The sequence below is a fragment of the Sphingomonas adhaesiva genome (genome assembly GCF_036946305.1).
Classification (GTDB): domain Bacteria; phylum Pseudomonadota; class Alphaproteobacteria; order Sphingomonadales; family Sphingomonadaceae; genus Sphingomonas; species Sphingomonas adhaesiva_B.
The window spans coordinates 438,058-455,637 of record NZ_JAQIJJ010000004.1; the positions used below are offsets into that span (position 1 = coordinate 438,058).

The window sequence follows — 17,580 nt, forward strand, 5'->3', positions numbered from 1 at the left end:
TCAAGGCCGGGGTGACGAGGAAGGCTATTCCGCGACCCGCACCACCAGCTTCCCGATCGCGCCGCGTGCCGCCATCTTGGCGATCGCGTCGCCGCCCTTCTCGAACGCGAACACCTCGGTCACGCGCGGGGCGATCTTGCCTGCCTGCCACAGGTCGAACAGCTGCTGGATGTTGGCGCGGTTCTTCTCCGGCTCGCGCGCGGCATAGGCGCCCCAGAACACGCCGCACACGTCGCAGCTCTTCAGCAGCGTCAGGTTCAGCGGCAGCTTGGGGATGCCGGCGGGGAAGCCGACCACCAGATAGCGCCCTTCCCACCCGATCGAGCGCAGCGCCGGCTCGGCATAATCGCCGCCGACCGCGTCATAGACCAGCTGGAACCCGGCCTTGCCGCCCTTTTCCTTGAACTGGTCGGCCAGCGCCTTGCTCTCGTCCTTCGAAAACGGTGCGCGGCCATAGATGATGACGTCGTCGGCGCCCGCGTCGCGCACCGCCTGCGCCTTCTCATCGCTCGACACCGCACCGACCACGCGCGCACCGAACGCCTTGCCCAGCTCGACCGCGGCCAGGCCGACGCCGCCCGCGGCGCCCAGCACCAGCAGGCTGTCGCCTTCCTTGATGTGCCCGCGATCGACCAGCGCATGGATCGTCGTGCCATAGGTAAGCAGCATCGACGCGCCTTCCTCGAACGAGCGCGCGTCGGGGATCGGGTAGATGTTGTCGGCCTTCGCGACCAGCTTCTCGACCAGCGCGCCGTTGCCGCTGTTGCCCATCACGCGGTCGCCGACCTTGAAGCGGGTGACGCCCTCGCCCACGCTGTCGACCACGCCGGAGAATTCGCCGCCCGGCGCGAACGGGCGCGGCGGCTTGAACTGGTACTTGTCCTCGATCATCAGCACGTCGGGATAGTTGATCGCGCACGCCTTGACCGCGACCAGCACCTCGCCCGCGCCTGCCACCGGATCGGGCAGGTCGCCGATCTCCAGAGTTTCAGGTCCGCCCGGCGCCCTCGACAGCAAGCCCTTCATATCCGCTCTCTCCCTTGATCCAGGGCCGCTCGCTATCGAGCCGCTCCTCGAATTTCGAAATCGCGGTATCCTTTGCCAGCGTCAGGCCGACTTCGTCCAGCCCCTCCATCAGGCAGCGCCGGCGGAACGGGTCGAGTTCGAAGGCGAAGCGGTCCTGGAACGGGGTGGTCACCGTCATCGTCTCCAGGTCGACGGTGACGGGCTGGTCCTGCGCGGCTTCCAGCAGGCGATCGACCTGCTCCTGCGGCAGGACGACGGGGACGATGCCGTTCTTGAACGCATTGCCCGAGAAGATGTCGGAGAAGCTGGGCGCGATCACCGCCTTCACGCCCATGTCGGCCAGCGCCCAGGCGGCATGTTCGCGGCTGGAGCCGCAGCCGAAATTGTCGCCCGCGATCAGGATCGGCGCACCGGCGTAGCGCGGATCGTCGAAGATGTTGCCCGGCTGCGCGCGCACCGTCTCGAACGCGCCCTTGCCCAGCCCCGATCGCTTGATCGTCTTCAGCCAGTGCGCGGGAATGATGACGTCGGTATCGATATTCTTGGCACCCCAGGGATAGGCGGTGCCCGATACCTCGCGAACCGGCTCCATCGCGTCAGCGCGCCGGGCGGCTGGCGGGCAGTGTGGGGCGCGCGATCGCGGCATAGGCCGCGACCCCGCTCAGCACCGATCCCGCGATCAGGAACACCAGAACCTTCTTCATCGTCCGTCCCCTCTTCAACCCATCAGATCGCGCACGTCGGCCAGCCGCCCCGTGACCGCCGCCGCCGCCGCCATGGCCGGCGACAACAGATGAGTGCGCGCACCAGGCCCCTGTCGCCCGACAAAATTCCTGTTGCTGGTCGAAGCGCAACGCTCGCCCGCGGGCACCTTGTCCGGGTTCATCGCCAGACACATCGAGCATCCCGGCTCGCGCCATTCAAACCCGGCCTGCACGAAGATGCGGTCCAGCCCCTCGGCCTCCGCCTGCCGCTTCACCAGACCGGAGCCGGGAACGACCATCGCGCGCACGCCGTCGGCGACATGCCGCCCCCCCGCCACGGCGGCGGCAGCGCGCAGATCCTCGATCCGGCTGTTGGTGCAGCTGCCGATGAAGACGTGCTGGACCGGCACGTCCTGCATCCGCGTGCCCGGCGTCAGCCCCATATAGTCGAGCGACTTGCGCGCCGCCTCTCGCTTCGACGGATCGGCGAAGCTGTCCGGCTCCGGCACCACGCCGGTGATCGCGACGACATCCTCCGGGCTGGTGCCCCAGGTCAGCGCCGGGGCGATATCCGCCGCGTCGAGCACCACCGTCCTGTCGTAGCGCGCGCCCGCATCGCTCGGCAGCGTCCGCCACCACGCAACCGCCTTGTCCCAGTCCGCGCCCGTCGGCGCCATCGGACGGCCCTTGAGATAGGCGAAGGTCGTCTCGTCGGGCGCGATCATGCCGGCACGCGCGCCGGCCTCGATCGACATGTTGGCGACCGTCAGCCGCCCCTCGACCGACAGGTTGCGGATCACCTCGCCGGTGAACTCGATGACATGGCCGGTGCCGCCCGCCGCGCCGATCCTGCCGATGATCGCCAGCACCACGTCCTTGGCGCTGACGCCATAGCCCAACGTGCCATCGACGCGGACCTCCATCGTCTTCGACGGCGACAGGATCAGCGTCTGCGTGGCGAGCACATGCTCCACCTCGCTGGTGCCGATCCCGAACGCCAGCGCGCCCAGCGCGCCGTGCGCGCTGGTGTGGCTGTCGCCGCAGACCATCGTCGTCCCCGGCAGCGTGAAGCCCTGCTCCGGCCCCACGACATGGACGATCCCCTGCCGCGCCGACAGCGCGTCGATATAGGGGACGCCGAACTCCGCGACATTGGTGCGCAGCGCGCCCAGCTGCTCCGCGCTCTCGCGGTCCGCGATCGGCAGCTCGCGCCCCGCCGCATCGACGCGCGCGGTGGTCGGCAAATTGTGGTCGGGTACCGCCAGCGTCAGGTCGGGACGGCGCACGCGGCGGCCGGCGGCACGAAGCCCCTCGAACGCCTGCGGGCTGGTGACCTCATGGACCAGATGGCGGTCGATATAGATCAGGCAGGAACCATCGTCGCGACGCTCCACGACATGGGCGTCCCAGACCTTCTCGTACAATGTGCGCGGTGCCGTCGACATGATGGCCCGCGTTAACCCACTTGAGCGCCGCCGCGAACCCGAAAAAACGCATTATTCGTGCGTGCCGGCGCGATCCGGCTGATCGAAAGCGCGCGTTGGGGCACCAATGTTGCTGATCGACGTTAACGCCGCCGACGCCGCGTTCGCGTCGACCGGAGGATCGCCATGGCCACGCTCGCCCCCGCCCCGCCGTTGCGCCCGCGGCCCACCCCGGCCCCACCGATGGGCGGCGCCGGGCGCGCGCTGGACTGGCTCAACTTCTTCCTTGCCGACGTGCGCGACGGGCTGGGGCCGTATCTCGCCATCTATCTCGTCTCCGTGCGCGGCCCGACGCAGGGCTGGAACGAGGCGACGACGGGATTGGTGATGACGATCGCCGGCCTCGCGGGGCTCGCCGCCACCGCGCCGGCGGGCGCGCTGGTCGACCGGTTGCGGGCCAAGCGCGCACTGCTGGTGGTCGCCGCGCTGCTGGTGACGGTCGCGTCGCTGGCGCTGCCGTTCGTCTCCGGCTTCACCGCGGTCGCCGCGACCCAGGCGCTGGCCGCGATCGCGGGTGCGGCCTTCGCGCCCGCGATCACCGGCATCACGCTGGGCATCGTCGGCGCGCGCGCGTTCACCGCGCGCGTGGGGCGCAACGAGGCGTTCAACCATGCCGGCAATGCCGTCTCCGCAGGGCTGGCGGGGCTGCTGGCGTGGAAGCTGGGGCCGCAGGTGGTGTTCTGGCTGATGGCGCTGCTCGCCGCCGCCTCGATCGCCGCGACGCTGGCGATCCCCGGCGACCGGATCGACCATGACGTCGCGCGCGGGCTGTGCGCCGAGGACGAGGATCCCGATTGCGACGCCGCGCCGCAATCGATGTGGCACGTCCTGCGCCACACCCGCGGGCTGTCGATCTTCGCCGCGGCGGCCTTCACCTTCCACCTCGCCAATGCCGCGATGCTGCCCTCGGTCGGGCAATTGCTCGCGCACCGCGTCGGCGGCGGCGCGGCGACCTCGCTGATGTCCGCCTGTATCGTCGGCGCGCAGCTGGTGATGGTGCCGGTCGCGATCCTGGTCGGGGGCCACGCCGACCGCTGGGGACACAAGCCGATCTTCCTCGCTGCCTTCGCGGTGCTGGCGGCGCGTGGGCTTCTCTACACGCTGTCGGATGCCGCGCCGTGGCTGCTGGTGGTCCAGCTGCTCGACGGCGTCGGCGCGGGGATCTTCGGCGCGCTCTTCCCGGTCGTGGTCGCGTCGCTGACGCGCGGCAGCGGGCGGTTCAACGTGGCGCAGGGCGCGGTGGCGACGGTGCAGGGGCTGGGCGGCGCGCTCAGCGCGTCATTGGCGGGATGGCTGATCGTGACCGGCGGGTACGATCTCGCCTTCCTGACGCTGGCGGTGATCGCGGGCGCGGGGCTGGCGCTGTATGTGGTGGCGATGCCGGAGACGGCAGATCGCCCATGACGTTCGCGCGTCCGTCATGCCGGACTTGATCCGGCATCCATGGCACCGCAAGTGCTGAAGCGGCAAGGTACGCGGTAAGCTGGACCCCGGGTCAAGCCCGGGGTGACGACGTAGCCCCGTGTTCGTCAGCGGAACTCACCGCCCGATCGTCGCGCGTCACCGTGCCATAGGCCGTGACCTCCGCCTCATGCCCGTCCTCGCGGAACGTCTCCGCCAGCGCGGCGCGTTCCCATTCCTGCATCGCCGGATGCACCAGCACCGTCTCCACCCAGCGCGCGCCGGCCGCGCCGACGTCGATCCCCCAGGTCCGCACCCGGAACGCCACCGGCGCATAGAAGGCGTCGACCGCGCCGAACGCCTCGCCTGCCAACCACGGGCCACCGAACCGTGCCAGCCCATCGGCCCACAATTCGGCCAGCCGTGCCACGTCGCGCGCCAGCGCCTCCGACCCGCGCGTCGCGGTCACCCGTTGCCCGACCGTCATCGTCCGCTCGCGCCGCAGCGCGCCGAACCCGCCGTGCATCTCCGCCACCGCGCACATCGCCCAGGCGCGCGCCGCCTCGTCCGCCGGCCACACGCCGTCGTGACGCTCGGCGAGATACAGCGCGATCCCCAGCGAATCCCAGATCGTCCGCTCGCCATCCAGCAGCACCGGCACCTGCCCGGTCGGCGAAAAGGCGCGAAACGCGGCATGATTGTCGAGCGTCGCGAACGGCTCGACGCGATCCTCGAACGGGATGCCCAGCGCACGCATCAGCAGCCACGGGCGCAGCGACCAGCTGGAATAGTTCCGGTTGGCGGTGACCAGCGTATAGCTCATGACTCGTAACGTGCGGTCGTCTTCGCCTTCACCTCGTCCGCGGTGACGCCGGGCGCCAGCTCGACCAGCCGGAACGGCGACCGGTGATCCGGCCGCTGGAACACCGCCAGGTCGGTGACGATCATGTCGACCACGTTCTTGCCGGTCAGCGGCAGCGTGCAGGCGGGGATGAACTTCGGCGTGCCGTCCTTCGCGACATGCTCCATCACGACGATGATCTTCCTGACGCCCGCGACCAGGTCCATCGCGCCGCCCATCCCCTTGATCATCTTGCCGGGGATCATCCAGTTGGCGATGTCGCCATTCTCCGCCACCTCCATCGCGCCCAGCACGGTCAGGTCGATATGCCCGCCGCGGATCATCGCGAAGCTCTGCTCGCTGCCGAAATAGGCGCTCTGCGGCAGCTCGCTGATCGTCTGTTTCCCGGCGTTGATCAGGTCCGGATCGACCTCGTCCTCATAGGGGAACGGGCCGATGCCCAGCATGCCGTTCTCCGACTGGAGCGTCACCGTCATGCCGTCGGGGATGTTGTTCGCCACCAGCGTCGGGATGCCAATGCCCAGGTTGACGTAATAGCCGTCGCGCAGCTCCTTCGCCGCGCGCGCCGCCATCCCGTTGCGATCCCAGCTCATTCACTTCGCTCCTTCGGCCGGGGCGTCGTCGCGCCAGCGCTTGTCCTGCGGAAAGGTATCGTCCCATCCGGTGCCCAGCCCGGTGCCATAGACGGGGTTGGGCAGCACGAACCATCCCGCGCCCCATTTGCCGCGTAGCGCCGCGACGCTGGGCAGCATCCGCCGCCCCAGCGCCGGGGCCGGGCCGGGCGGATTGAACAGGTCGGCGAAATCGCCCAGCTGGTCGCCGACCAGCGCCAGCACGCAATAGCGCGCCGCGATCGCCTGCCGCCGGCCGTCCTTGCCCGACTTGCCGTCCGCATCACCCTTCAGGAACAACGTCTCGCCGTGGCGGAACGCGCCCAGTCCGGCATCGGCGAGCGCGCGCGCGCTATCCTCCGCATACGCGGCGGAGCGGTTGGTGTTGACGACCATCGTCACCCCCATGGCCCGCAGCGTGCGGAACGCCGCTACCGCGCCGGGGACCGCGACCACCTTGTCCGCGCCCCCCGTCTCCCACCGCTCCCACCGCTTGCCGTCATAGGGCGCGCCGGTGCGGGCGTCGTTATATTCATAGCCGAGGTTCAGGACCGCGGTCTCGTCCATGTCGAGCACCACCGCCGGCGGCAGGGTGCCGCACGGCAGCGTGTCCGCCACCGCCGCGGTCGCGCCGGGCGCCAACACCACCGATCGCGGCCAGCGCGGCAACGTTCCCTCGCCACGCTGATGCGGCAGCCGCCCGCGTGCGTCGCGCGCCTTGTCCAGCGTGGCGCGGACGTAGGCGGTCAGCCCGTTATACGTCTGCTCGCTCAACGCCGCGGCTTCGGCGGAGCCGTAGAGATAGGCCATGCCGGGGGGGACGACGTCGCTGGCGGGCGCGGGCGGCGCGGGCTGTACCGGCGGTGACGCATTCGTCGCGCACCCCGCCAGCAACAGGAGCGCCCCCAAAGCCCCCCTCCCTCTCAGGGAGGGGTTGGGGGTGGGTAGAGGCCGGGTGGTACGGACCAGCTGGGCAGCGCGGCGCGGTGTCGCCCGGCCTCCACCCACCCCCCGCCCCTCCCTGACAGGGAGGGGAGTGGTCACGCCGCCACCCGCGGGCGCGTCATGCGGAACTCGATCTTCTTGTCATAGGGCGCGCCGACGATCATGCGCTTCACATAGATGCCGGGCAGATGGATGTGGTCGGGGTCCAGCGTGCCGACCGGCACCACTTCCTCCACCTCCGCGACGCACACCTTGCCCGCGGTCGCCATCGGCTGGTTGAAGTTGCGCGCGGTCTTGCGGAAGATCAGGTTGCCGCTCTCGTCCGCCTTCCATCCCTTGATGATCGACACGTCGGCGCGAATACCGTGTTCGAGGATATAGTCCTCCGGGCCATTTGGGCCGTCGAAGGTCTTCACCTCCTTGCCCTCGGCCACCAACGTACCGACGCCGGTCTTCGTATAGAAGCCGGGGATCCCCGCGCCGCCCGCCCGGCAGCGCTCGGCGAGCGTCCCCTGCGGGCAGAATTCCACCTCCAGCTCGCCGGAAAGATACTGCCGCTCGAACTCCTTGTTCTCGCCGACATAGCTGGAGATCATCTTCCTGACCTGCCGGGTGCGCAACAGCTTGCCCAGCCCCTCGCCGTCCACGCCGGCATTGTTGCTGGCGATCGTCAGCTCCTTCGTCCCGGCCGCCTGGATCGCGTCGATCAGCCGCTCCGGAATGCCGCACAGCCCGAACCCGCCGGCGCAGATCGTCATCCCGTCGAACAGCAGCCCGTCCAGCGCGGCGGCCGCGTCGGAATAGAGCTTCTTCATGCGCGTGACCCTCTTTCGATGATGGCGGTGGACTAGCCGGGGTGCGGGAGGTGGGCAAGCGAGGGCGGAGAGGTTTTAGCCCCTCTCCGTTCGTGCTGAGGAGGCATTGAGCTTGTCGAAATGCCGTCTCGAAGCACATGCCCTTCGAGACGAGGCTTCGACAAGCTCAGCCTCTCCTCAGGGCGAACGGACGAGGTAGGTACGAGACGAGGGATCAAAAATGCCCGGCGTCGATCTCCAGCGCCTCGCACAAGGCATCCAGCGCAGGCCCCTCGCCGGTCACCTTGATCGCGATCATCCCCAGCTCCGCCGCCGGCTTGCAGTTGATGCCGAGGTCGTCGAGATACACGCACCGCTCCGCCGCACGATCCAGCGTCTCGCACATCATGCGATAGATGCGCGGATCGGGCTTGCGGATACCGACCTTGCTCGATTCGATGACATGGTCGAACTTCGCCAGCACCTGGCCGACCAATGCCGCCTTCTCCGCGGTGCGCGACATGCCCGCCCCCTCGCCCGCGGGCACGTTGTTGGTGATGCAGCCCAGGCGGTAGCCATTGGCCTTCAACCAGTCGAGCGCATGCACCATCCGCGGCCGGATATCGCCCGACAACAGCGCCAGCACGTCCTCGCCGCGCAGCTCGTGCCCCAGCACGCGCGCCTCCTGCGCGAACAAGGCGTCGAACCCGGCGGCGTCGATCTCCGCACGCTCGAACCGCGCCCAGGCGTTCGTGTCCGGGTCGGTAGCGTTGATCCGCCGCACCAGATCGTGCGGCAGCCCGCGCTCGCGCTCCATCCGGTTGAACGCCTCGAACGGAGAGGAGGTGATGACGCCGCCGAAGTCGAAGATCACGGTATCGCGCATGTAGGTTCCTTGGTTGGACGACAGAATCGCACTCCCTTAACCGTCATTCCCGCGAAGGCGGGAATCCATAAACGCTGTCGGCGCGACCTTTGCGAAGACCTGCGCGTATGGATCCCCGCCTCCGCGGGGATGACGGTCTTGGGAGAGGCCGATCAATATTGCAGCTTCAGTCCCGGCCGTGCCCAGCGCGTCTTCACCAGCTTTCCCGTGCCCGACAGCGTGATGTACGCGTCGCGCATGTCCTCGCCGCCGAAGCAGATGTTGGTGGTGAAGATGTCGGGCGTCGCCACGAACTCGACCAGCTCGCCGGTGGGCGAGATCACGCTGATCCCGCTTTCTCCGATGGTCGCGACACAGACGTTGCCGCTCTCCTCCATCCCCAGCGAATCGAAGAACTTGTACCCCGCCGGGCGGTAGAGCGGGATACCCGGGCCGCCCGGCCCCGCGTCCGGCGCGACCTTGCCCGGCGCGGTCACGTTGAACTTCATCAGCCGGCAGGTGTAGGTTTCCGCGGCGTAGAGCGCACTGCCGTCGGGCGACAGGCCGATGCCGTTGGGATTGTTCGACGGGAAGACCACTTCTTCGATGAAGCTGCCGTCGGCCTTGGCATAGAAGATGCCGACCACGTCGTGGCAGCGTGCGGCATAATCCACCTTGCCATGGTCGGTGAACCAGAAGCCGCCATGCGCATCGAACACGATGTCGTTCGGCCCGCGCAGCGTCACGCCGTGGTCGCCGCTCTTGTACAGCACCTCGACCGTGCCGGTCTCCGGGTCGATCCGCTCGATCCGGCCGCCCGAATAGTCGCTGGCGATGCCGTGCGGCGCGAGCATGCCGTTGTTCTCGTTCCAGTCGAACCCGCCGTTGTTGCAGCAATACAGCTTGCCGTCCGGCCCCATCGCCAGCCCGTTGGGGCCGCCGCCCGGCTCCGCCACCGTCTCCTTGCGGCCATCGGGCCGGACGCGCGTGATCCGGCCCGGCTCGATCTCCACCAGCACGATGCTGCCGTCGGGCATCGCCACCGGGCCTTCGGGAAAGCGCAGGCCATCGGCGACCAGCTCGAACTCCGCCATCATCCTCTCCTTCGTTCTTGTCGCCGATCAGGATCGACCAACCGCAAGGCCTTCGCAAGCCCGCCGCGCGCCGCTACACCCCCCGGCATGGAGAGCACACGCACCGGCGGCCGTATCCTGGTCGACAACCTCGTCGCGCAGGGCTGCGACCGGATCTTCACCGTACCGGGGGAGAGCTTCCTCGCCGTCCTCGACGCGCTGCACGACACGCCGGCGATCGACGTGGTGACCTGCCGGCAGGAAGGCGGCGTCGCCTTCATGGCGTGCGCCGACGGCACGCTGACGCACCGCCCCGGCGTCGCCTTCGTCACCCGCGGACCGGGCGCGACCAACGCCTCGGTCGGCGTCCATGTCGCGATGCAGGATTCGCAGCCGATGATCCTGTTCATCGGCGACGTCGACCGCGGCACGCGCGACCGCGAAGCGTTTCAGGAGGTGGATTTCCAGGCGATGTTCGCGCCGCTCGCCAAATGGGCGGCGCGGATCGACGACGCGCGGCGCATCCCGGAATATGTCGCGCGCGCCTATGCGGTGGCGATGAACGGCCGCCCCGGGCCGGTGGTGCTGGCGCTGCCGGAGGACATGCTGCTCGACGAGGTGGTCGCCACCGACCGCGCCCGCGTCGAACCGGTGGCGCAGGCGGTCGATGCCGATGCGCTCGACCATCTGCGCGACCTGCTGGTCACTGCGGAGCGTCCGGTCGCGATCATCGGCGGCGCGGGGTGGGACGAGGCCGCGTCGGGCGCGTTCGCGGTATGGGCGGCGCATGCCGGCGTGCCGATCGTCGCCGCCTTCCGTCGTCAGGATGCGGTGCCCAACGATTGCCCCGCCTATGCCGGCAACCTCGGCTACGGCCCCAACCCGGCGGTGCTGGAGCGCGTGCGCAGCGCCGACCTGCTGCTGGTCGTCGGCGCGCGGCTGGGCGAGGCGACCACCGACGGTTATACGCTCATCACCCCCGATCATCCCGGCCAGCGGCTGGTCCATGTCCACCCCGATCCCGCCGAGCTGAACCGCACCTATGCCACCGATCTCGCGATCTGCGCCGGCATGGCGGAGTTCGCGGAGGCGCTGCTGCCGATCGACGGCCCGGTCACGCCGACGATCGTGGAAGCCAATGCCGCCTATCGCGAATGGACCACCGCGCGACCGCGCGAGGGCGTGACGCTCGACCTCGGCCCGTGTGTCGCGGCGATGCGCGCGCGGCTGCCTGCGGACACGATCATCTGCAACGGCGCGGGCAATTTCTCGGGTTGGTGGCACCGCTACTGGCGCTATGCCGGGCCGGGGACGCAGCTGGCGCCGACTGCGGGCGCGATGGGCTATGGCGTCCCCGCCGCGGTCGCCGCGTCGCTGCGCCGTCCGGGGCGCAGCGTGGTCGCGGTGGCGGGCGACGGCGATTTCCTGATGAACGGACAGGAACTGGCGACCGCGGTCCAGCATGGCGCGGACCTGCTGGTGATCCTGGTCGACAACGGCACCTATGGCACGATCCGCATGCACCAAGAGCGCGAGTTTCCGGGACGCCCGTCGGCCACCCGTCTCGCCAACCCCGACTTCGCCGCGCTGGCGCGCGCGTTCGGCGGCTGGGCGGAGACGGTGGAGACGACTGCACAATTCGCCCCCGCGCTGGAACGCGCGATGGAGCAGGGCGGCGTCCGGCTGCTGCATTGCAAGACCGACGTGGAGCAGATCACAGCCGCCACGACGCTGACCGCGATCCGTAGCCGCTAGTCGCGTTCTTGCGACACCGGCGCGGTGGCAATAGTAATCGTCACCCCGGCCTTGAGCCGGGGTCCCGCTTCCGTGAGAGGCTCGAAGAGAAGCGGAACCCCGGATCAAGTCCGGGGTGACGGAAAGAAATCAAAAGAAAAAGCCGCCCCGGTCACCCGGAGCGGCTTCGTCTCGGATCACGTGTCGACGATCAGATATCGTCGCCCAGCGCGCCCTTCACCTTGCCCTTGAACTGCTCGCCCTTGCCCTGCACCTGCTGTGCCTGACCTTCGGTCTTCAGCTTCTCGTCGTGATTGTGATCGCCCAGCGCTTCCTTCGCCTTGCCGACCATTTCGTTGACGTTGCCCTTGATCTTGTCGACCAGCTCGCCCATAAGAAATCTCCTTTGCGGTGGGCCGGATAACGGCCGCGTTCCCGGTACGGACTGAACGTGGATATTGGGCGGAGGTTCCCGTTTTCCTTATTCAGATCAACCCGGCGAGCGGACTGGACGGATCGGCGTAGCGCCGCTGCCCCATCCGCCCCGCGCGATAGCTCATCCGCCCCGCCGCGACCGCGCTTTTCATCGCCGCCGCCATTAGCACCGGATCCTTCGCCTCCGCGATCGCGGTGTTCATCAGCACGCCGTCGCAGCCCAGCTCCATCGCCACCGCCGCGTCCGATGCGCAGCCGACGCCCGCATCGACCAGCACCGGCACGCCCGCGCCCTCGACGATCAACCGCACCGTCACCCGGTTCTGGATCCCCAGTCCGCTGCCGATCGGCGCGCCCAGCGGCATGATCGCGACCGCGCCGGCCTCCTCCAGATGCTTCGCCGCGATCGGATCGTCGACGCAATAGACCATCGGCTTGAAGCCTTCGCGCACCAGCACCTCGGTCGCCTTCAGCGTCTCGCGCATGTCGGGGTACAGCGTGCGCGCCTCGCCCAGCACCTCCAGCTTGACCAGATCCCAGCCGCCCGCTTCCCGCGCCAGCCGCAGCGTGCGGATCGCCTCGTCCGCGGTGAAGCAGCCCGCGGTGTTGGGCAGATAGGTGATCTTCTTGGGATCGATGAAGTCGGTCAGCATCGGCGCCTTGGGATCGCTGACGTTCACGCGGCGGACCGCGACGGTGACGATCTCCGCGCCCGATGCCTCGACCGCGGCGGCATTCTGCGCGAAATCCCTGTACTTGCCGGTGCCGACGATCAGTCGCGAACGAAACGTCCGTCCGGCGACGGACCACGTATCGTCATGGTCGCCACCGCCGACGAAATGGACGATCTCCAGCTCGTCGCCATCCTCCACCATCACCTGCGCCAGCGTGGAGCGCGGCACCACCTCCAGGTTGCGTTCCACCGCCACCTTCTCGGGCACCAGCCCCAGCTGCTCGGCCAGCTGTGCGATGGAAAGGCCCGCGGAGACGCGCTTGTGCTCGCCGTTCACGGTGATGGTGATGGTGCCGTCGGTATGTGCCATGCGCGCCATCTAGGGCGCACCGTGGACAGGGGCAACGTTGCACCGAACGCCCGCCGGTGCGATGACGCCGCGATGACCGACACCGTGCCAGATACCGTATACGTCCTGAACGGCCCGAACCTCAACCTGCTCGGCACGCGCGAGCCGGAGATCTACGGCCATGACACGCTGGACGACATCGCCGGCCAGCTGGAGGATCGCGCCCGCGAACTGGGGCTGTCGATCGACATGCGCCAGTCCAACCACGAAGGCCATCTGGTCGACTGGCTGCACGAGGCGCAGGCGCATGACGCGCGCGCCGTCATCCTGAACGCGGGCGCCTTCACCCACACCTCGATCGCGGTCCACGATGCGATCAAGTCGATCCGCACCCCCGTCATCGAGGTGCATCTGTCCAATCCGCACCGGCGCGAGGATTTCCGCCACGTCTCCTTCGTGGGACAGGCGGCGAAGGGCACTATCGCCGGGTTCGGCGCATTGTCCTATATGCTCGCGCTTGAAGCAGCGGCGCGCTTCTGACAGGAGGCGCGCCCTAATCAGGGAAATGGGGTCGCATGACCGACAAGAACGATAATAACGGGGCGATGCAGGTCGATGTGGAGCTGGTGCGCCAGCTCGCCCAGCTGCTGGACGCCACCCAGCTGACCGAGATCGAGGTCGAGGACGGCGATCGCAAGATCCGCGTGGCGCGCAAGGCCGCTGCGGTGACCGCCGCCCCCGTCTCGCATTATGCACCGGCGCCGGCCGCCGCCGCGCCGGTGGCGCCGCCGCAGGTCGACACCGCCGGCCCGTCCGCGCCGTCGAACGCCAATGCGGTGCGCTCGCCGATGGTCGGCACCGTCTATCTCGCCGCCGAGCCGGGCGCGAAGCCCTTCGCCGCGATCGGCCAGACGGTCGCTGCGGGCGACACGCTGGTGATCGTCGAGGCGATGAAGGTGATGAACCCGATCACCGCGCCCAGTGCCGGCGTGGTGAAGGCGGTGCTGGTGGAGAACGGCCAGCCGGTCGAATTCGACCAGCCGCTGGTGGTCGTCGAATAACATGGCCCCGAACACCGGCCCCATCCGGAAGCTGCTGATCGCCAACCGCGGCGAGATCGCGCTGCGCATCCATCGCGCCTGCCGCGAAATGGGGATCAAGACCGTCGCAGTGCATTCCACCGCCGATGCGGACGCGATGCACGTCCGCCTCGCCGATGAGGCGATCTGCATCGGCCCGCCGTCGGCGACCGACAGCTACCTCAACATCCCCAACATCATCTCCGCGGCGGAGATCAGCGGGGCGGATGCGATCCACCCCGGCTACGGCTTCCTGTCCGAGAATGCGAAGTTCGCGGAGATCGTGGAGCTGCACAACCTGATCTTCGTCGGGCCGAAGCCGGAGCATATCCGGATCATGGGCGACAAGGTGGAGGCCAAGCGCACCGCGGGCGCGCTGGGGCTGCCGCTGGTCCCCGGCTCCGACGGCGCGATCGACGACGTGGCGGAGGCGAAGAAGCTCGCCGCCGAGATCGGCTATCCCGTGCTGATCAAGGCCGCCAGCGGCGGCGGCGGGCGCGGCATGAAGGTGGTGCCGAGCGAGGACCAGCTCGAAACGCTGATGGCGCAGGCGGGCAGCGAGGCGAAGGCGGCGTTCGGCGATGCCACCGTCTATATGGAGAAATACCTCGGCAACCCGCGCCATATCGAGTTCCAGATCTTCGGCGACGGCAACGGCCAGGCGATCCATCTGGGCGAGCGCGACTGCTCGCTCCAGCGCCGCCACCAGAAGGTGCTGGAGGAGGCGCCCTCCCCCGTCATCTCCGCCGAGGAGCGCGAGCGGATGGGCGGGATCGTCGCCAAGGCGATGGCCGACATGGGCTATCGCGGCGCGGGGACGATCGAGTTCCTGTGGGAAGACGGCGAGTTCTACTTCATCGAGATGAACACCCGGCTTCAGGTCGAGCATCCCGTGACCGAGGCGATCACCGGCCTCGACCTGGTGCGCGAGCAGATCCGCGTGGCGGAGGGCCATTCGCTGACGCTGCGGCAGGAGGACGTGATCTTCCGCGGCCATGCGATCGAATGCCGCATCAATGCCGAGGATCCGCGCACCTTCGCGCCCTCGCCGGGGCTGGTGAAGCAATATCACGCGCCGGGCGGGATGCACGTCCGCGTCGATAGCGGCCTCTATGCCGGCTACAAGGTGCCGCCTTATTACGACAGCATGATCGCCAAGCTGATCGTCTATGGCACCACCCGCGAAGGCGCGCTGCGCCGGCTGCGGCGCGCGCTGGAAGAGTTCGTGATCGAGGGGATGAAGACCACCATCCCGCTCCACCAGGCGCTGCTCGACGATCCCGAGTTCCGCGAGGGGCAATATACGATCAAGTGGCTGGAGGAGTGGTTGGCGAAACAGGGGTGAACTGGCCGGCATCCACTACCCGACCTTCCGTCATTCCTGCGACGGCGGGAATCCATACGCCCTCAGGTCGCGACTCTATCGACAGGCGTGCGCATATGGATCCCCGCCTCCGCGAAGATGACGCATCACGCAACGACGCAGTCCTAAATCCGTTCATCCTCGCCTTTGCAGGAGACAAATTGACGGGGGGCGGATAGGCATCACCCATGGTGGTGCATCTCCCGACCCGACATGTGAAAGAGACTTTATCGTCTCCCTGCGCCGAAGTACTCGAGGGCGACGCACTTGCCGTGTTGCGCACGCTGCCAAGCGAGTCAGTCGACATGTGCATGACATCCCCACCTTATTGGGGACATCGCGAATATGATGCAGAGGGTATTGGTCGCGAGGCCACCTTGTCTGCATACATCGGAAATCTGGCCGCCATTCTGGGTGAAGTGCGACGTGTCCTGACGCCGCGGGGATCACTCTGGTTGAATTTGGGCGACACCTACCGGGACAAGTCGCTGTTGGGCATACCATGGCGGATCGCTTTGACCCTCATCGACGAAGGTGGCTGGCTGCTACGCAACGACGTCATTTGGAATAAGGTGAAAGGCGCGCCGGATCAGTCCAAGGACAAGCTACGCAACATCCACGAATTCTTGTTTCATTTCGTGAAGCAGCGCTCGTATCATTACGACGCCGATGCGATTCGATCCAAACCGCGACCGTCTTCGATCGTGAACGGTTCGGTAGTTTCCGCAACCGGCGTGACCGGCATTCGCTACAAGCGTCAGATTGAACTATCCACCGCTCTCACGCCAGCCGAAAAGGTTGCGGCGCTCACAGCGCTGAACAGTGTTCTCACCGACGTGCGAGAGCAGCGTATCTCGGACTTCAGGATGGTCATCCGCGGTCAGCAACGGGCAACACACTCAGATAGCGTCAAGGTATCCGGCCGCGCCAAGGAACTGCGGAACAAGGGCTTCTACTTCCTCAAATATCATCCAAACGGTAGCAAGCCGAGCGATGTCTGGGATATTGTGCCAGAGGACAGCCAGCGCCGAGGCTCACATTTCGCGCCATATCCAATGGACCTTTGCCGCATCCCCATCCTCGCGACCTGCCCGCCGGGCGGTACGGTGCTCGATCCCTTCTGTGGCACGGGCACGACTCTCGTCACGGCGCTCGAACTCCGGCGTCATGGCATCGGGATCGACATCTCGCCTGTCTATGCCGACATGACCCGACAGCGGATTTCCAGCGCGCTTGCGGTCAATTGATGACCAGAATCGTCGACCTTTTTGGACATGACGCCGACGCAATGCCGGAACCAGACTGGGCCGATATCGTCGCCCGGCAGCATTGTCCCTTTACGGAACGCCACTGCTACAAGACGCGAAAGAGTCAGCCGGAGATTGCGATCGGTACCTGTACCGTCGAATTCGGTAAGGCTCCGATCATGATATGCCCGCTTCGCCTGCTCGAACGTCGCCAAATCTTCATCGATTGCCTTCACCTGCTTACCGGACACGAACCCGGTAACGAGCTTCATATCGTTTCCGAGGTCAGCGTTCCGGGCGGTAACATCGACTACATTCTTACGTCGATCCGTAACGGCATGGTCCGCGATTTCGTCGCGATCGAGCTTCAGACCCTCGACACCACCGGCACCGTCTGGCCTGAGCGCCAGCGCTTCATCACCGAAAAAGGCATTCCCGGTGCATCAGCCGACGACCTTGCGAATACGAAATCTTACGGCATGAACTGGAAGATGACCACCAAGACCATCATGGTTCAGCTTCATCACAAGATACAAACACTCGAGGCACTCAACAAACATCTCGTGCTGATCGTTCAGGATCGCCTTCTTGCCTATATGAAGCGTGAATTTTGCTTTGATCACGTGGTCGCCGCCCGAGTTTCGGATCCAATGCATTTTCATGCTTACGAATTGACCCGCAGTGCGAACGGCACGCATTCGCTATCGTTGGCAACACGATTGAGCACTGACAGCGAGGGGGTAGCGAAGGCGTTAGGCCTCCAGAACGAAGCCACGGTCGACTTGGAGGTCATTCATCGGGCGATCGAGAGGCGGATCACTCAAAGCACACGCTTCGACTTCCGTCAGCCGCCGTCACCGCTTCATTTGGAGGCCGATGAGTGAGAGCTTGCACCCCAAGTACCACCGTGCAAGCCTGCACCAGGGCTGGACCCG

18 protein-coding genes are annotated in these 17,580 nt (G+C 67.3%); 7 read left to right on the top strand and 11 right to left on the bottom strand.

The genetic code is table 11. The features are described 5' to 3' along the window. Positions 1–24: 24 nt before the first annotated feature. The 3 genes from PGN14_RS08455 to leuC form a co-directional block, all read right to left on the bottom strand. Positions 25–1,026 carry an NADPH:quinone oxidoreductase family protein gene (locus PGN14_RS08455; RefSeq protein ID WP_335299049.1) on the bottom strand — a complete coding sequence of 334 codons (1,002 nt, stop codon included), beginning with the start codon at positions 1,024–1,026 and terminating at the stop codon, positions 25–27. Continuing rightward, complete coding sequence (gene leuD, locus PGN14_RS08460) at positions 989–1,618, bottom strand: 3-isopropylmalate dehydratase small subunit (RefSeq protein WP_335299050.1); 630 nt, start codon at positions 1,616–1,618, stop codon at positions 989–991. The genes PGN14_RS08455 and leuD overlap by 38 nt, the downstream gene beginning before the upstream one ends. A 126-nt stretch (positions 1,619–1,744) precedes the next feature. Then, positions 1,745–3,175, bottom strand: a complete 1,431-nt coding sequence (leuC, locus tag PGN14_RS08465) for a 3-isopropylmalate dehydratase large subunit (RefSeq protein WP_335299051.1) — start codon at positions 3,173–3,175, stop codon at positions 1,745–1,747. Positions 3,176–3,340: 165 nt separating this feature from the next. Between leuC and PGN14_RS08470 the strand changes: the two genes are divergently transcribed. Beyond that, positions 3,341–4,618 (top strand): MFS transporter, encoded by a 1,278-nt coding sequence (locus PGN14_RS08470; protein ID WP_335299052.1) that lies wholly within the window; start codon positions 3,341–3,343, stop codon positions 4,616–4,618. A 91-nt stretch (positions 4,619–4,709) separates the two neighbouring features. Here PGN14_RS08470 and PGN14_RS08475 read toward each other — a convergent pair whose 3' ends face one another. From PGN14_RS08475 to PGN14_RS08500, 6 genes are all read right to left on the bottom strand, one after another. Next, positions 4,710–5,438 (bottom strand): glutathione S-transferase family protein, encoded by a 729-nt coding sequence (locus PGN14_RS08475; protein ID WP_335299053.1) that lies wholly within the window; start codon positions 5,436–5,438, stop codon positions 4,710–4,712. Next, the gene (locus PGN14_RS08480; RefSeq protein WP_335299054.1) at positions 5,435–6,070 is read right to left on the bottom strand and encodes a CoA transferase subunit B; all 636 of its coding nucleotides are present in this window, start codon (positions 6,068–6,070) and stop codon (positions 5,435–5,437) included. Before PGN14_RS08480 ends, PGN14_RS08475 begins: the two co-directional genes overlap by 4 nt. Further along, on the bottom strand, positions 6,071–6,997 hold the full coding sequence (locus PGN14_RS08485; RefSeq protein WP_335299055.1) for an HAD family acid phosphatase: 927 nt from the start codon (positions 6,995–6,997) through the stop codon (positions 6,071–6,073). A gap of 131 nt (positions 6,998–7,128) precedes the next feature. Further along, positions 7,129–7,848 (bottom strand): CoA transferase subunit A, encoded by a 720-nt coding sequence (locus tag PGN14_RS08490; RefSeq protein WP_335299056.1) that lies wholly within the window; start codon positions 7,846–7,848, stop codon positions 7,129–7,131. A gap of 214 nt (positions 7,849–8,062) precedes the next feature. Then, complete coding sequence (locus PGN14_RS08495; RefSeq protein WP_335299057.1) at positions 8,063–8,713, bottom strand: HAD-IA family hydrolase; 651 nt, start codon at positions 8,711–8,713, stop codon at positions 8,063–8,065. A gap of 152 nt (positions 8,714–8,865) precedes the next feature. Continuing rightward, a complete protein-coding gene (locus PGN14_RS08500; protein WP_335299200.1) occupies positions 8,866–9,786 on the bottom strand; it encodes an SMP-30/gluconolactonase/LRE family protein in 921 nt (306 codons plus the stop codon). An 87-nt stretch (positions 9,787–9,873) separates the two neighbouring features. On the opposite strand from PGN14_RS08500, the gene PGN14_RS08505 reads away from it, so the two are divergent. Beyond that, on the top strand, positions 9,874–11,520 hold the full coding sequence (locus tag PGN14_RS08505) for a thiamine pyrophosphate-binding protein (protein WP_335299058.1): 1,647 nt from the start codon (positions 9,874–9,876) through the stop codon (positions 11,518–11,520). Positions 11,521–11,710: 190 nt separating this feature from the next. On the opposite strand, the gene PGN14_RS08510 is transcribed toward PGN14_RS08505, so the two are convergent. Beyond that, on the bottom strand, positions 11,711–11,893 hold the full coding sequence (locus PGN14_RS08510) for a CsbD family protein (protein ID WP_335299059.1): 183 nt from the start codon (positions 11,891–11,893) through the stop codon (positions 11,711–11,713). Between the two features lie 91 nt (positions 11,894–11,984). Continuing rightward, positions 11,985–12,977 carry a sulfur carrier protein ThiS gene (gene thiS / locus PGN14_RS08515; protein WP_335299060.1) on the bottom strand — a complete coding sequence of 331 codons (993 nt, stop codon included), beginning with the start codon at positions 12,975–12,977 and terminating at the stop codon, positions 11,985–11,987. Between the two features lie 84 nt (positions 12,978–13,061). On the opposite strand from thiS, the gene aroQ reads away from it, so the two are divergent. The 5 genes from aroQ to PGN14_RS08540 all read left to right on the top strand — a co-directional run bounded on the left by aroQ (position 13,062) and on the right by PGN14_RS08540 (position 17,529). Further along, positions 13,062–13,496, top strand: a complete 435-nt coding sequence (gene aroQ / locus PGN14_RS08520) for a type II 3-dehydroquinate dehydratase (RefSeq protein WP_335299201.1) — start codon at positions 13,062–13,064, stop codon at positions 13,494–13,496. Between the two features lie 35 nt (positions 13,497–13,531). Next, a complete protein-coding gene (gene accB / locus PGN14_RS08525) occupies positions 13,532–14,017 on the top strand; it encodes an acetyl-CoA carboxylase biotin carboxyl carrier protein (RefSeq protein ID WP_335299061.1) in 486 nt (161 codons plus the stop codon). 1 nt (position 14,018) lies between these two features. Further along, positions 14,019–15,380: an acetyl-CoA carboxylase biotin carboxylase subunit gene (accC, locus tag PGN14_RS08530; RefSeq protein WP_335299062.1), complete on the top strand. Its 1,362-nt coding sequence runs from the start codon at positions 14,019–14,021 to the stop codon at positions 15,378–15,380. Positions 15,381–15,586: 206 nt separating this feature from the next. Further along, positions 15,587–16,645: a DNA-methyltransferase gene (locus PGN14_RS08535; protein WP_335299063.1), complete on the top strand. Its 1,059-nt coding sequence runs from the start codon at positions 15,587–15,589 to the stop codon at positions 16,643–16,645. Continuing rightward, entirely contained in the window at positions 16,645–17,529 is an 885-nt protein-coding gene (locus tag PGN14_RS08540; RefSeq protein ID WP_335299064.1) for a NotI family restriction endonuclease, read from the top strand. The genes PGN14_RS08535 and PGN14_RS08540 overlap by 1 nt, the downstream gene beginning before the upstream one ends. Positions 17,530–17,580: the final 51 nt, after the last annotated feature.

Excerpts from the sequence above, each read along its gene's own strand:
- PGN14_RS08455 (WP_335299049.1), bottom strand. The coding sequence starts at position 1,026 with ATGAAGGGCTTGCTGTCGAGGGCGCCGGGCGGACCTGAAACTCTGGAG.
- leuD (WP_335299050.1), bottom strand. The coding sequence starts at position 1,618 with ATGGAGCCGGTTCGCGAGGTATCGGGCACCGCCTATCCCTGGGGTGCC.
- leuC (WP_335299051.1), bottom strand. The coding sequence starts at position 3,175 with ATGTCGACGGCACCGCGCACATTGTACGAGAAGGTCTGGGACGCCCAT.
- PGN14_RS08470 (WP_335299052.1), top strand. The coding sequence starts at position 3,341 with ATGGCCACGCTCGCCCCCGCCCCGCCGTTGCGCCCGCGGCCCACCCCG.
- PGN14_RS08475 (WP_335299053.1), bottom strand. The coding sequence starts at position 5,438 with ATGAGCTATACGCTGGTCACCGCCAACCGGAACTATTCCAGCTGGTCG.
- PGN14_RS08480 (WP_335299054.1), bottom strand. The coding sequence starts at position 6,070 with ATGAGCTGGGATCGCAACGGGATGGCGGCGCGCGCGGCGAAGGAGCTG.
- PGN14_RS08490 (WP_335299056.1), bottom strand. The coding sequence starts at position 7,848 with ATGAAGAAGCTCTATTCCGACGCGGCCGCCGCGCTGGACGGGCTGCTG.
- PGN14_RS08495 (WP_335299057.1), bottom strand. The coding sequence starts at position 8,713 with ATGCGCGATACCGTGATCTTCGACTTCGGCGGCGTCATCACCTCCTCT.
- PGN14_RS08500 (WP_335299200.1), bottom strand. The coding sequence starts at position 9,786 with ATGGCGGAGTTCGAGCTGGTCGCCGATGGCCTGCGCTTTCCCGAAGGC.
- PGN14_RS08505 (WP_335299058.1), top strand. The coding sequence starts at position 9,874 with ATGGAGAGCACACGCACCGGCGGCCGTATCCTGGTCGACAACCTCGTC.
- PGN14_RS08510 (WP_335299059.1), bottom strand. The coding sequence starts at position 11,893 with ATGGGCGAGCTGGTCGACAAGATCAAGGGCAACGTCAACGAAATGGTC.
- thiS (WP_335299060.1), bottom strand. The coding sequence starts at position 12,977 with ATGGCACATACCGACGGCACCATCACCATCACCGTGAACGGCGAGCAC.
- accB (WP_335299061.1), top strand. The coding sequence starts at position 13,532 with ATGACCGACAAGAACGATAATAACGGGGCGATGCAGGTCGATGTGGAG.
- accC (WP_335299062.1), top strand. The coding sequence starts at position 14,019 with ATGGCCCCGAACACCGGCCCCATCCGGAAGCTGCTGATCGCCAACCGC.
- PGN14_RS08535 (WP_335299063.1), top strand. The coding sequence starts at position 15,587 with ATGGTGGTGCATCTCCCGACCCGACATGTGAAAGAGACTTTATCGTCT.
- PGN14_RS08540 (WP_335299064.1), top strand. The coding sequence starts at position 16,645 with ATGACCAGAATCGTCGACCTTTTTGGACATGACGCCGACGCAATGCCG.